Origin of the sequence: Pseudonocardia nigra, assembly GCF_019396355.1 — a bacterium.
In the GTDB taxonomy this organism is placed as follows: Bacteria; Actinomycetota; Actinomycetes; order Mycobacteriales; family Pseudonocardiaceae; genus Pseudonocardia; species Pseudonocardia nigra.
Window position 1 is genome coordinate 1 of the sequence record NZ_JAHKRK010000022.1, and the last position, 13,207, is coordinate 13,207.

A 13,207-nucleotide genomic window follows, 5' to 3' on the forward strand; every position below is an offset into this window, starting at 1 on the left:
TGCACTGGGTGCGCGATGTGACCTTCGCAGAGGACTTGTCTCAGGTCCGCGCCGGTCACGGCCCGCAGGTCATGGCGTCGCTGCGGAACCTCGTGATCAGCCTGCACCGCCTCGCGGGCGCCACCAATATCGCCAAGGCCCTACGCCATCACGCCCGCGACGCCCGTCGACCGCTCCAACTACTCAAGATCATCTGACTTTGCCGACCCCCTGCCCCAGGACCTCCTCACCCAGAGCACGGCCGAACGAGCTCTTCCCCGGATAGCGGAACCGGAGCTGCTGGCCGCCCGAGAAGAATGGGTGGGTGCTGCGGTGGACGCCATAACCACCGCAAGCCGACCACTACTGATCGCCGGCCCGGAGGTCGCCCGGCGAAACCTGACCGATCTCGTCGAAGGCATTGCCACCTCCTCGTGCATACCGATCGTCGACCCGCCCTGGCGGGATGCCGAGTGGGCCACCGCGCGGTCCGACCATCCCCACTATTGCGGTGTCTACCGGCGCGACGACCCCGTCATGCAGTCGTCCGACCTGGTCGTCATCGTCGGGGCTCCACCGCTGCTCGAGTCCGAACTTCGATCCGACAGCGGACTCCCGCGCGAGGCGACCGTGATCCGAATCGTCGACCATCCCTCCTGGCTGGACCCCCTGGAGGAACGTCAGATCGGAGTCGTCGGTGACATTCGGGCAACCCTGGAGCACATTCATCGGGCGCCGACCGAGGCACACCGAGGGGGTTCGGTCCGGAAGTCCCACGTCACGGAGCTCCGACAGCGTTGGGAAGCGCGATCCTCGCTGGTCGAACCGCCGGTCGAGGCGACCACGAGCACTCGTGGAGTGCCCATCCAGACCGCGCTGCGGATCGTGGCCGAACACCTCGACGAGAACAGCACGGCAGTGCTCGACCCGGTCACCGCAACGTCCGCCCTGCTCGACCTACTGCCGAGGCGCACATCGTCCCTGTTCGCCACCGGAAGCGGTGCCCTGGGCTGGGGCATGGGCGCAGCAGTAGGCGTTGCGCTCGCCCAACCCGACCGCCGGGTCGCCGGCATCGTGGGCGACGGCGTGTTCCAGTTCGGTGTCCAGGCGATCGGAACCGCCGTCCGGCTGAAGTTGCCCCTCACATGGATCGTGTTGAACAACAACGGCTATCACGCCGTGCGCAACGCCGTCGCCAAAGGCAAGGGCGCCCGCTCGGCCCAGCCACACCCGCTCGCCGACATCACGGACGTGGACTACGTCGCCATCGCGCAAGGTTTCGGCGCCGACGGCGTTGTCGTCGGGACCACAGATGCTCTCCGTCGAACTCTCAGCCGGCCCACCCCGACGGACGTGCCGACGGTGATCGACCTGCGCCTGCACGGCCAGACGACCAACCCACCCGGAAGTTAGCTTCGCCTGTTCCTGGAGCGCCCCGGCGAACCCCCACGGCGTGGACCTCATCCGCTGCGGTTTCCAGCCGCGCGCAACGCCTCTCCTGCTGCAGGTCGACCCGCCGGCCACCTCGGGTGCTCCCGGCCGAACATGGGGTCGAAGGCCGGCGCCTGATTCTTGATTGATTCCAGACGCAGGGCCACACTTCGACGCATCCCAACGACGCCGGACTTCGAGCGCATGCTGGTGTTCGCCCAGCCCGGTCAGGCCCTTGCCGGCCTGGAAGGTCTCCTCGATGGTCCAGCGGGAGCCGGCGACGCGGACCAGCTCGGGCAGCGGCACCGGGTGCGGGCTGTAGCAGCGGTAGTAGGCCAGCTCCCCGGTGTTCGGCGGGTGGCGGCGGATCAGCAACCAGCGGTGTTCGGACCCCTCGGCGTCGGTGAGCGTGATGAACGCCCAGTCGTAGATGCGCGGGCCCTTCGCCCCGGCCCCGGCCGAGTAGCGCTGCCAGCAGTGCTCGCGCAGTGTGGGGGCGATCTGGTCGGGGCGCGTCGGCCCGCCGTGGGTGACGACGCGGCGGTCGCAGCCGATGGCCAGCACGTAGCCCAGGCCGAGGGTCTCGAGTTGGGCGCGCAGCCCCGGGTCGGCGCCGTAGACCTCGTCGCCGGTGGCCCACCGCGCCGGCGTCCCCGTCTGCACCGCGCGGGTGATCAGGGTGGCGGCCAGCGCCGGTTTGGTGCGAACTTGACCTCGTCGGGCACTGCGGCCGCCGCCCGCCGCGCGGGGTCTTCGGCCCAGGAGCGGGGCAGGTAGAGCTCGCGATCGATCAGCGCGTGCCCGGCCCGGCTGGTGTAGGTGAGATGGACCGCGACCTGGGCGTTCTCGATCCGCCCCGCGGTCCCGGTGTACTCCGCTGCACCCCGACCGTCTTGTCGCCCTTTTTCAGATCGCCGGTCTCCTCGACCACCAGCACCGCATCCGGCTCGGCGAAATGCTCCACAACGAACTCGCGCAGGTCGACCGCGACTGCGTCGGTGTCCCACACCGCCCCGGTGAGGAAGTGCTGCATCCCGTGCGGGCTGGTCTCGCCGACATGTTCGGTGATCGTCGCGCAGTTCTTCCGCGGCAGCTCAACGAGCATGCCGTCCAGGAACGCGGCGAACCGGCGCCGGGGCTCGACCCGGCCGAACCGCCCAGCCACCCGATCGAGCAGCTCCTGCCGTACCGCGGCCCACCGCCCGGGCTCTACGCTGTGGCCCGCGGCCACCGCGTGATCTTCTGATGTCGACACAACTGATGATCATCATGCGGTGGCCGCGGCACGTCCGGGACCGCCACACCGAGCTAAGCCAGACGGGCGCCCGCCCTGGTGACGCGCTCGCCCCACCGAGCGAGGTCGTCCGCGAGGGCGACGTGACCTGATGTCCGCAGCGCGTAGGCGTACTCGCGGGCGAACATCGCGTTGATCGGAACGAGATGCCGGGCGAGCAACGCCTCCGCCTCGCAGGCCTCCGAGATCCCGTCCCGGCGCCAGACCAGGGCCGCCTCCGGCAGGTCCCCGTGCTCCCGCTCCGCGACGAACCACCGCGCCGCCGCCTCGTTGCGCCCGATCCTGCGCGTCGCCAGCGTGTAGAGGAAGCGCACCGGGAACAGGACCGCCTTCGTCACCGAACGGGCCCCCTCGGCGACGAGGTCGGCCGGAGCGCCCAACCGGGCGATGTAGCGATCATCGAACTTCCACAGCGCGAACTCGGCCGCCTGCCGCACGATCACCGCCGGATCCGGGCGTTCCGCCCCGGCACGCTGATCCACACCCTGCAGCAGGCGGCCCGAGTCGAGCAGGTCGAGACGGTCGACCTCGGGCAGCCTCCCGGTCGTCGCGATCCCCTGCTGCACCCCCGGCCAGTCCGACCAGAAGATCGACAGCCGCTGCGCGAGCTCACCCGCGCCGGCGGCCCGCACCCGGTCCCGCACGAGGTCGACCCGAGCAGCGGCGCGGTCGTCGAGCCCGGTGAGGACCAGCATCAGGTCGACGTCGCTCACCAGCGGGGCCGAACCCGCCGTGGGCGAGGCTGCCCAGCGCGAAGGCCGCCGACAGCTCCGGACCGAACACGTCCGCCGCGGCGTCCACCGCCCGCCCCAGGATCCGGTAGCCCGGCTCGTCCCGGTCCTGATCGCTCACGAAGCCCTCCCCCGCTCACCGACGACCCGGGCCGGCACGAGCCGCCGTTGCCGATCATCCCTCCTCGGCCCCCCGGTCGTCCCGGCGATGCTTCCCGCGGCGACTTTCGCCGTCGGCAGCCGGAGGTCGGGAAGCGCATGCTTCATTGGTTGCACAACTGGCAACTGATCACGCGACCAGGCGGCGAGGCTTGGGGGCCCGACTCGCGCGCGGCGACGCACCGACGCCCCCGAACGACGCCGTCGCGCACATCGTGCGCGGCCGACGCCGCCGCGAGAAACGTGCACCGCCCGGGTGTGCTCGACGGCAGGTGTCTTGCCGGGCCGCCCTCGCCCGGATCGGGTGGTCCAGGCGGCCGGCGTCGAGTTGTCGCGGATGGCCTGCTCGAAGAACACCCGCCTGGACGGATCCCGAACCCGACGGCCCCCACCCTCTGACGATGGAGAGACCGATGTGCCGCCGGGCGGCCGCTCCTTGAAGCATCAGGTCGGTCGGGGCGTCCGAGTCCGCGGACGACGCGGACGTCGACCCGCTCGCCGAGCAGCTCCCGGCCCACCCTGTCGCCCAGCGAATCGGCGCTGAGATGGCTCATCCAGCTGACCGGAGTACCGAGCCGGGCCAGAGCGATCGGCACGTTGCTCTCGGCCCCGCCGATTGAGGCGTTGCTCGCCGGCTGCCGCCGCGACTGCCACTGCCGGCGGCAGCCCGGGACGGGGTATCGATCGCGTGCGCATTACCAGCTGCGTACAAGCAGATCCAAGATCAGATCGAGAGGTAAGTGATCTCTCGATTCGGGATCGGATGAGGCGAGCTCGCTGCTGATCGCCGAGGTGCTCCCGCCAACGAAAGGAGGGTGCGGGCGGCACGTTGCCGCGGTGTGCCTCGACGGGCCGGGTTTCGTCGCGCAGCATGTAACACGTTTTAGGCGCGCTCAGAGACGAGGCCACCCATGGCAGTTGCAACCAGCCGACGTGTGTTTCTCCAGCTCGCCGCGGCGGGGCTCGCGGCCGCGACGGCAGGCGGATGTGCCCGGCTCACCGGGAGGGACATCCCGGGCCGCGGCAGCGGGGCGCTCGTGGTGTCGCTGCTCGGGACGTCGGCCGACGCCGCGGCGCGGCAGGCTCTGCTGTCGGGCTTCCGCGCGGAGCACCCGGGCATCGAGGTTGTCCTGCAGCCGATCCAGGCCACGGACTGGGGCGACTTCTTTGCGAAGATCCTCACGCAGGTCGCGGCCGGTACGCCGCCGGACATCGTTTACGTGGCCACCGAGGGCACCCAGCTGTTCGCCGAGCAGCTCGCGGTGCCGCTCGACGACTACGTGCGCCGCGACGCGGGCGAGTTGGCGGAGTTCTTCGCCGACGTCCACCCGGCTCTCGTCGAGTCGATGATGTATCAGGGCAGCCTGTTCGAGATCCCCATCGAGTTCAACGCGGCCAACATGTACTTCAACACGGGGTTGCTCCGGCAGGCGGGTGCGGACGTGCCGCCGGCCGACTGGACCGTGGACGACTTCGTCGCGCTGATGCGGGCCGAGCAGGCGGCAGGGGGTGGCGGCTTTCTGCCCTACTACTGGACCAACCGCCTCTGGGGTGGGGTCGTGCCGTGGCTGTACGCGAACGGCACCAACCTGCTCACGGAGTCCCGCGCTCCGGGCGGCCAGTGGCTGTGGGAGCGCTTCTACGACGCGGACACCGCACGGCAGCGTGGCGGCGGGACGGTGTACGGCGACCCGCTGGCCACCGCCGACCACACCGTCGAGACGTTCGAGTTCCTCGCCCAGCTGATCGCCAACGGCCTGTCCAGCCGCCCGGAGGAGGGCGGAGGCAACACGTTGATCGGGTTGTTCTCCGGAGGCCGGATCGGCTCGACACCTGCGGGCGGTTTCTGGGCGGGCGGGCTGCACGACGGCGGGATGGCGCCCGACGCCTTCGACGTTCAGTTCTCCCCGCGGTGGCGCACCCAACGCCACCAGTTCGGCGCGGCGGGTTACGCGATCATGCGGACGGCCCGCGATGTCGACGCCGCGTGGGAGTTCGTGAAGTACGCGGCACGCCGCGAGTCGATGGAGGCCGTGATGGCAGCGAACCAGACCACGCCCGCGCGCCGGTCGATGCTCACCGCCGACCGCTATGCCGCGACCGGACCGCGCAACTGGCAGGTCTTCTACGACACCGTCGACCGCTTCCCGGACACCGGCCCGATCCCCGCACCCGCGCAGGCGGCGGCGGTGCAGAGCGCGGTGCTGAAGCACGTCGGCACCGCGCTGTCGGCGCCCGGGAACGTGCGCGCGTCCCTCGCCGCGATGCAGGCCGACCTCGACACCGTGATGGGAACCCGCTCGTGAGCGCCCTTCCGAGCACTGCACCGGTGGGCCGCCGGCCCGCCACCACCGGCGACCGGGGGCCTCGGCCTGCTGTCGCGCGCCGCGGCGGCCGGCTGCTCGCCGCGTGTTTCCTGGCCCCGACCGTGGTCGGCATCGCCGTCTTCACGCTGCTGCCGATCGTCGGTTCGCTGGTGCTGACCTTCTTCTCCTGGAACGCGATCGACCCGCCGAGGTGGATCGGCGCCGACAACTATGTCGAGATGGTCGGTGACCACACCGTCTTGACCAGCTTCGCGAACACCCTGGTCTTCGTCGCCGCCGCGGTCATCCTGCAGCTGGCGGTGGCGCTCGCGCTGGCGATGGCCGTGACCGCGAGGATGCCCGCGCGTCTGCAGACCGTCTTCCGGTCGGCGTTCTTCTTCCCACTGGTGCTGTCCGCGGCCTCGATCTCGATCGTCATGAAGTACCTGTTCAACCAGGACTTCGGGATCATCAACCACCTGCTCGCACTGGTCGGCGCGGCCCCGGTGCCGTGGCTCACCTCCGAGACCTGGGCGCCGGTGACGGTGGTGCTCGTCTACGTGTGGCAGCAGTTCGGCTTCACGTTCCTGCTGTTCCTCGGTGGCCTGAACAACATCCCCAAGGAGATCTACGAGGCGGCCGACATCGACGGCGCCATCGGCTGGCGCAGGCTGGCGCGGATCACGGTGCCGCTGCTGAGCCCGACCGTCCTGGTCGCCTCGGTCGTCGCGATCATCAACGCGCTGCAGGTCTTCGACCAGCCCTACGTGCTCGCTCGCGGCGGACCGGGGGACGCGACGCGGTCGGTGGTGCTCGTCATCTACCAGTCGGCCTTCGAGCAGCTGCGGTTCGGTTACGCCTCCGCGATCGGGGTCCTGCTCTTCCTGCTGATCATCGCGGTCACGGCCGCCCAGTTCCGACTCACCCGCCGGTTCGTCTTCTACCAGTGACGTCCAGGCTGCCCGCCGCCGCCACCGCCGAAGGAGCGCGCCCAATGACCACCACCACCGACCCTGCCCCAGCTCGTCGCCCAGCCGCGACCCACACCCCGCGCCTGTCCCGGGGGGTTCCTCGCCGCCGCCCGCACGGCCGTATCGTCGTCCGCATCACGCTGCTCGCGGTGGTGGCGTTCCTGACGCTGGGCCCGGTGTTGTGGACGGTGTCCACGAGCCTGTCCGACCCGGCGGCGTCGTTCCGGAACCCGCCGCAGCTGATTCCGACCGACCCGACGTTCGCGGCCTACCGCGACGTGTGGTCGCAGGTCGACGTGGTGCTGCTGGCCGTGAACAGCGCGCTGGTCACGGGGTTGATCGCGGTGGGCCAGATGCTGACCGCGGCGCTGGCGGGCTACGCGTTCGCCCGCCTCGAGTTCCCGTTCCGCCGGGTTCTGTTCGGCGTCGTCCTGGCCACGATGATGGTGCCGCTGCAGGTCACCATCGTCCCCGTCTTCATGATCATGCGGGAGCTCGGGCTCAGCGACACACTGCTGGCACTGATCATCCCCGCCTGGCCGACGGCCTTCGGGACGTTCCTGATGCGCCAGTACTTCCTCGCGATGCCCGACGAGCTCGCCGAGGCGGCGATGCTGGACGGGGCGGGCCCGTGGCGCACGTTCCGCTCGGTGTACGCGCCGCTCGCCGCCCCCGGCCTGGCGATCGTGGGCATCCTCGCGTTCAACTACCACTGGAACGAGTTCTTCCGCCCCCTGATCTTCGAGACCAGTCAACAGAACTTCACGCTCCCGTTGGGGCTGGTCTCGCTGCAGGGCAACCTCGGTACCGGGAGCGTCTCGACCGTTCTCGCCGGTGTCGTCCTCTCCATGATCCCGGCCATCGCCGTCTTCGCGTTCGGGCAGAAGCCCCTGCGCGACGGCCTGACCTCAGCAGGAGTGAACCGGTGACGAGCGCAGGACCGATCTGGCACGTGCGCCCGGCCGCGGGTTGGCTCAACGATCCCAACGGGCCGATCCGCTGGAACGATCGCTATCACCTGTTCTTCCAGCACAACCCGACCGAGCGCCCGTGCCCGGCGGCCCCGACGAGACCGGAGTGTGGTCGGGATGCACGGTCGACGACGCCGGGACGCCGACGGCGGTGTACAGCGGCGTCCGCGACCGGTCCGGGCGGTCGGCGATCTGCCTCGCCACGGGTGATGACGACCTGCGCACCTGGAAACAGGAGCCCGAGCCCGTCGTGGCCGCCCCCACCGGCCTGGCCGGGTTCCGCGACCCGTTCCTGTTCTCCCACGGCGGCCACCGTTGGGCGCTGGTCGGGGGCGGCGAGCGCGACGACCCCCCGTTCGTCGAGCTCTACTCCTGCGACGACCTGCGCTCGTGGCGCTCCTGCGGACGCCTGCTGGACGGCCGGCACCCGATCGCGGCCCGGCACGCACCCGCGGACATCTGGGAATGCCCTGCGCTCGTGCGCCTGGGCGAGCACTGGGTCCTGGTCGTGTCGCTGTGGGTGGACGGGGCGTTACGGCACGTGTCCTGGCTGTCCGGCACGCTCGTCACCGACGGCGACGGCCTGCGCCTCGAACCCACGTCCGGCGGGCCGGTCGACGGCGGCAGCGACTTCTACGCCCCGACCACGCTCGTCGACGGCGACCGCGTCCTCATGTGGGGGTGGTCGTGGGAATCCGCGGCACCCGACGTGGTGGCGCAGCGCGGCTGGGCCGGCGTCCTGACCTGCCCCCGGGAGCTGTCAAGCGGCCCCCGGGGCGAGCTGCGGGTGCAACCCGCCGCGGAGCTCACCCGCCTGCGGGCCCGAAGCATCACCGACGGCACCACTCAGCTGGCCGCCGGCGGGAGCGCGGTGTGCGGACAGCTCCCGTCCGCCGCCGAGGTGACCGTCGACCTGCACGACGACGATCGCCTCGACGTCGTGCTGCGGCAGGGAGAGGGCCGGGACCTCGTCGTGCGGGTCGACCCGGCCGCGCGGTCCGTCACGCTGGACCGGGCCGGATGGCCTGCCGCCGCACCCCGCCGCGAGCAGCGCGTGCCCACGGCCGGTCCGGACTGCCGACTGCGGGTGCTGCTCGACGACTCCGTCGTCGAGGTGTTCGTCGACGACCGCGCCGCGATCACCGAACGGGTCGAGGTGCTCCCCGGGGACCGCGGCGTGCTGGAGCTGCGCGCTCCCCGGGGACCGGTGGAAGCCGCGGTCAGGGCGTGGGAGCTGGTGCCACCGACGACCGCATGACCACCGGGCAGGCGAGCAGCGTCCGGTCGGGCGTCACCGGCCTACCCTCGGTCACCGCGTCCAGGAGCACCTCGACGCCGACGCGACCCATCTCCCCGTGCGGCAGCGCCACCGTCGTCAAGCCGGGATGCACCTGGTCGGCCAGCGACTCCTGGTCATCGTATCCGACGACCGACAGGTCCTCGGGCACGCGCACACCGTGCCGGGCGGCGGCCATCATCACGCCGAGCGCGACCCGGTCGTTCGCGCAGGCGACCCCGCTGGGCAGCGGGGTGCGCCCGCGCAGCAGCGCTTCCAGCATGCGGTCCCCGTCTGCGATGTCCCATCCGGTACGCCGCACGCCGCCTCGCGGCAGGCGCAGACCGGCGGCGCGTACCGCGTCGCGGAAGCCCTCGACACGCAGGTCCGCGGCGACGTCCCCGGCCGGCCCGGCCAGCAGGAGGATCCGCCGGTGCCCCGCGGCCAGCAGGATCTCCGCCGAGGCGCGGCCTCCCGCTCGCTCATCCGGGATCACGCTGGGATACCTGTCCTGCTCATCGAAGCAGTTGACCAGCACGAACGGGACGGCGCCGAGCCGCGCGGGCGGCGCCGCGCGACGCAGCGACATCGCGGCGTAGAGGGCGCCGTCCACCTGCCGGGACACGAGCTGGATGGCCGCCGACGCCTCCACCTCGGGCACCCCGAGGGCGTCGATGACCAGCAGCAGGTGCTGGCGCGCCCACGCGGCCTGCAGCGCGGCCTGCAGGACCCGCCCCGCGAACGGGCTCGACGCGATGCGGTCGGCGATCACCCCGAGCACCGCGGTGCGCTGCAACCGCATACTGCGCGCGCCCGCGTGCGGCCGGTACCCGAGCTCGGCCGCCGCGGCGAGGATCCGCGCCTGCGTCTCTGCCGAAAGGTGCTTGTCTGCCCGGCCGTTGAAGACGAACGATACCGCGGTCGTCGACACCCCGGCGAGGGCCGCGACATCCCGCGACGTCGCCCGCATCCCGACATGGCCCCCATGATCCCACTGCCGCCCAGGCCCCATGCACGCTGCTCGCCGCAGGCCGACCTCGCTCGCACCCGGCAAGCCCGGTCGTGGTTGGCCGAGGTGCGGCACCGGGGTCTGCGCGGCACCGCGCTGCGGCGCATCGCGGACGGCCAGCATGTCTACACCTGGGCCGAAGACGACACGCTGCCGCACGCCGTCCTGGCTGCGCGGCCCTCGATCACCATCGGACCCGACCACCGCACCGCTCGTCCCCCGCCCGCCGAGCGCGGCCCTCGTCCAACGCCTCTACAACACCCCGCCGCCCGCGGCTGCGACCTCGCCGGGCGCACAATGCGAAATGTGGCGCACAAGGCTGCCGAGACCGACGGCGTCGACAGACACCCTCTTCGCGGCGCTCCCGGCCGGTGCCATCCCGACTCGCCCTGCGCCACGGTTACGCTGGCGTTCTCGTCACTCCGCCTCGAGCCGCGTGTTCGAGGCCTTCACCGCGGCGCTGAAGATCCCTTCGGCCATTAGCGAGTGTTCGGTTTGCTGCCGCTGCCGCTACCACCAACCCGATCCCTGGCACTGCGCGAGCCGGTCATGCGGTTGCCCCCCGGACGGCCGCATGACGGTGAAGCGCGTCGTGGGTTCGCTGGTGCCGAGGCCAACGCGCGCAGCTCCCGGCACAGCTCATCGGAAAGCACTTGCAGGTACCGCGCCAGCACCACGAAGTCGACGTCGTGTGCGCGTTCACCTCGGCTTCCGGGGCGTCGATGCTCATCCGCATGCAGAACGTGCCGGTACCGGGATCGCAGAATTGCGCACTATCGGTGATGTTGCCCTTACCCTCGAACACGGCCTCGGCAACTGCCCGGAACGATCCCGGGGCGGTCGCTGCATTTCAACGTCATAAGTAGCGGTCCACGTGGCTGCCTCTACGACTGCGGCACCGTCGGATCGTGGTTGCCGGGAAACGCGGCGGATCTCACCGGGCCGACGTGCCTCAGCATACGATCGACAAGGCCATACGCCCGCTGCATCGCGGCACCGGCGCGATCGACGGTCTCCGCGAGCAGGGCGGCCGGCGCGACTCCGAGCCGGTCCAGCGAGCTGCGGTAGTGCTCGGCCCACACCCGCACGCTCGTGGCCGTCGCCTCGGGGTGGAACTGCACCCCCAGGTGCGGTCCGTGAGTGAACGCCTGGACGCCGACCGGGGTGCGGGCGATCTCGACACTGCCCGAGCCCGGCTCCATCACGTCGAGGTGCCACACCATCCACGGGCCGGGCTCCACCAGGTCCGGCTGTGACGTCTCGACCGGCAGCCAGCCGATCTCCGGGCCACCGGGGGCCGCTCGCACGGAACCGCCGAGGACCCGGCACAGCAGCTGGGCCCCGAAGCAGATGCCGAACACCGGCACGTGCGCCCGCACCGCTTGGTCGAGCAGCTCCCATTCACGATGCAGGTACGGCACCGACTCGTCGGCGGCGGAGTCGTCGGACCCAAGCGGTACGACCAGGTCGAACCCGGTCGGTTCGGGCAGCCGCCGGGCTCGCGCCTCCACCACCTCGCACGTGGCCCCGAGCATCGCCAGTCGATCACCCACCAGGGCGGGCGGGCAGTCGTCCTGGTGCTGGATGAAGAGGACCCGCACCATCAGCTCCAGGGGAAGGGCGAGTTGCTCGTTGGGTGCAGTCGCCCTGTCTCGTAGCGGGAGAACCGGAACGGCTCCAACAGCACACTCCGCTCGCCGAGCAGCTCCCCCGCGACCAGCTCGCCGACCCCGAGCATCTTGTAGCCGTGATTGGCGTCGGCGATGACATAGGCGTTCTGCCGGAAGACGTCGAACACCGGGAAGCTGTCCGGCGTGAAGGCGCCGATCCCACCCGAGGGCTCGCGCCGGTACAGCTCACGCTTGCCCTCGAACCGCTTGTGGCAGTGCGCCAGCGCCGAGGTCCACATGCGGACGAAGTCCTCGCCGACCACGAACTCCGGGCTGTGCGGGCCGTACGGGTCGATCGCGACCTCGGCCGCAGGCCGCGCGACCGGCATCGGTGCCGCCCCGCCCTGAACCCCGCCGAAGGAGAAGTCGGGCTTGTAGTAGATGCCCCATATCTCGTCGGTGATCAGGCTGCCGTCGGTGTCGTCGTAGAGCGGCTGGTCGGAGTCCACGTGCAGTACCGGCGGGAGCTTGCCCCTGTTGTCGACGAACTCGCTCGGGTCGACCTCGAGAGTGCCCTCCTGCAGCGCCCAGTACGTCCACATCGGGCGATCGGCGTGCACCGTGCCGTCGCGGCCAGTCACGGAGATCCTGTCGGGCAGGTCGAGCATCGCCCAGATGTCGCGGATCCACGGCCCGACGGCCACGACCAGTTCGTCGCAGCGGATGTCGCCCTCGTCGGTCTGCACCGCCGTCACCGCGCCGCCGTCAACGGACAGGCCAGTCACCCGGACGCCGGTCCGGATTCGGACGCCCTCCGCTTCGGCCTTGATCGTCAGACCCTTCAGGGACGCCACGTTGTTGGCGTAGCCACCACGCTTCTCGTGCAGGACGACGGAGATCCCGGGGGCCTGCCAGTCGGAGAACATCGCGGTCATGTACTCCCGGCACGCCGCCTCGCCGACCACCAGCTCTGAGTCGTACCCGATCGCCCGCTGCTCGGCGTAGATCTGCTCGACATCCGATCGCATCACCTCCGGGGCGATCTGCACGTAGCCCACGCCGTGGTAGGCGAAGGCGTCGGGATCGGACTCCCACACCCCGACGGAGTGCGCCATCAGCTCCCGCATCGCGGGCTGGAAGTAGTTGTTGCGGACCACCCCGCATGCTACGCCGGAGGCGCCCGCGGCCACACCGTCCTTGTCGATGACGAGTACGTCCGCGCCCTCCCCCTTCCCCGTGGCCCGGAGCCTGCGGGCGAGGTTCCACGCCGTCGACAGGCCGTGGATGCCGGCGCCGATGATCACGTAACGCGCATGCTCGGTCATGCTGCTCACCTCGGACGGATGGAGGGGATGGAGTCGTACGCCGTAAGCGGTGCCCCTGGCATCATGCTCAGCACCCCTGCCACCGCGGTGACATGCCGGGGACTAGTATTGCCGTATCGGCAATACTATCTCCACTTACACGGGA

Annotated in this window: 10 protein-coding genes and 3 pseudogenes; 7 read left to right on the forward strand and 6 right to left on the reverse strand. The window is 70.9% G+C overall.

The window, feature by feature from the left end; all coding sequences use genetic code 11:
- A pseudogene (locus KME75_RS08415) lies at positions 1-197 on the forward strand (ISAs1-like element ISMul1 family transposase); the annotation flags it as partial.
- Between the two features lie 103 nt (positions 198-300).
- Positions 301-1,392, forward strand: a complete 1,092-nt coding sequence (locus tag KME75_RS08420) for a thiamine pyrophosphate-dependent enzyme (RefSeq protein WP_219413980.1) — start codon at positions 301-303, stop codon at positions 1,390-1,392.
- Between the two features lie 285 nt (positions 1,393-1,677).
- Here KME75_RS08420 and KME75_RS47445 read toward each other — a convergent pair.
- The 3 genes and pseudogenes from KME75_RS47445 to KME75_RS08435 all read right to left on the reverse strand — a co-directional run.
- Positions 1,678-2,172 (reverse strand): annotated as a pseudogene (locus KME75_RS47445) (transposase); the annotation flags it as partial.
- A gap of 28 nt (positions 2,173-2,200) precedes the next feature.
- On the reverse strand, positions 2,201-2,641 hold the full coding sequence (locus tag KME75_RS47450) for a transposase (protein ID WP_219413981.1): 441 nt from the start codon (positions 2,639-2,641) through the stop codon (positions 2,201-2,203).
- Between the two features lie 77 nt (positions 2,642-2,718).
- Entirely contained in the window at positions 2,719-3,417 is a 699-nt protein-coding gene (locus KME75_RS08435; RefSeq protein WP_219413982.1) for a hypothetical protein, read from the reverse strand.
- 1,088 nt (positions 3,418-4,505) lie between these two features.
- Here KME75_RS08435 and KME75_RS08440 point away from each other — a divergent pair.
- The 5 genes and pseudogenes from KME75_RS08440 to KME75_RS44820 all read left to right on the forward strand — a co-directional run bounded on the left by KME75_RS08440 (position 4,506) and on the right by KME75_RS44820 (position 9,100).
- Complete coding sequence (locus tag KME75_RS08440) at positions 4,506-5,900, forward strand: extracellular solute-binding protein (protein ID WP_219413983.1); 1,395 nt, start codon at positions 4,506-4,508, stop codon at positions 5,898-5,900.
- Positions 5,897-6,850, forward strand: coding sequence for a carbohydrate ABC transporter permease (locus tag KME75_RS42860; protein ID WP_219413984.1), 954 nt, complete (start codon positions 5,897-5,899; stop codon positions 6,848-6,850). The genes KME75_RS08440 and KME75_RS42860 overlap by 4 nt, the downstream gene beginning before the upstream one ends.
- 44 nt (positions 6,851-6,894) lie before the next feature.
- Complete coding sequence (locus KME75_RS08450) at positions 6,895-7,800, forward strand: carbohydrate ABC transporter permease (RefSeq protein WP_219413985.1); 906 nt, start codon at positions 6,895-6,897, stop codon at positions 7,798-7,800.
- A 23-nt stretch (positions 7,801-7,823) separates the two neighbouring features.
- A pseudogene (locus KME75_RS46645) lies at positions 7,824-7,904 on the forward strand (hypothetical protein); the annotation flags it as partial.
- A gap of 17 nt (positions 7,905-7,921) precedes the next feature.
- Positions 7,922-9,100, forward strand: a complete 1,179-nt coding sequence (locus tag KME75_RS44820; RefSeq protein ID WP_219413986.1) for a glycoside hydrolase family 32 protein — start codon at positions 7,922-7,924, stop codon at positions 9,098-9,100.
- Here KME75_RS44820 and KME75_RS08465 read toward each other — a convergent pair.
- From KME75_RS08465 to KME75_RS08475, 3 genes are all read right to left on the reverse strand, one after another.
- Positions 9,063-10,088 carry a LacI family DNA-binding transcriptional regulator gene (locus KME75_RS08465; RefSeq protein ID WP_219413987.1) on the reverse strand — a complete coding sequence of 342 codons (1,026 nt, stop codon included), beginning with the start codon at positions 10,086-10,088 and terminating at the stop codon, positions 9,063-9,065. The two genes, KME75_RS44820 and KME75_RS08465, sit on opposite strands and share 38 nt — an antisense overlap.
- A gap of 923 nt (positions 10,089-11,011) precedes the next feature.
- A complete protein-coding gene (locus KME75_RS08470) occupies positions 11,012-11,731 on the reverse strand; it encodes a type 1 glutamine amidotransferase (RefSeq protein ID WP_219413988.1) in 720 nt (239 codons plus the stop codon).
- The gene (locus KME75_RS08475; RefSeq protein WP_219413989.1) at positions 11,731-13,062 is read right to left on the reverse strand and encodes an NAD(P)/FAD-dependent oxidoreductase; all 1,332 of its coding nucleotides are present in this window, start codon (positions 13,060-13,062) and stop codon (positions 11,731-11,733) included. The genes KME75_RS08470 and KME75_RS08475 overlap by 1 nt, the downstream gene beginning before the upstream one ends.
- Positions 13,063-13,207: the final 145 nt, after the last annotated feature.

Bases quoted from the DNA above. Each gene is read 5' to 3' on its own strand.
- KME75_RS08440 (WP_219413983.1), top strand. From the start codon at position 4,506: ATGGCAGTTGCAACCAGCCGACGTGTGTTTCTCCAGCTCGCCGCGGCG.
- KME75_RS08450 (WP_219413985.1), top strand. From the start codon at position 6,895: ATGACCACCACCACCGACCCTGCCCCAGCTCGTCGCCCAGCCGCGACC.
- KME75_RS08465 (WP_219413987.1), bottom strand. From the start codon at position 10,088: ATGCGGGCGACGTCGCGGGATGTCGCGGCCCTCGCCGGGGTGTCGACG.
- KME75_RS08470 (WP_219413988.1), bottom strand. From the start codon at position 11,731: ATGGTGCGGGTCCTCTTCATCCAGCACCAGGACGACTGCCCGCCCGCC.
- KME75_RS08475 (WP_219413989.1), bottom strand. From the start codon at position 13,062: ATGACCGAGCATGCGCGTTACGTGATCATCGGCGCCGGCATCCACGGC.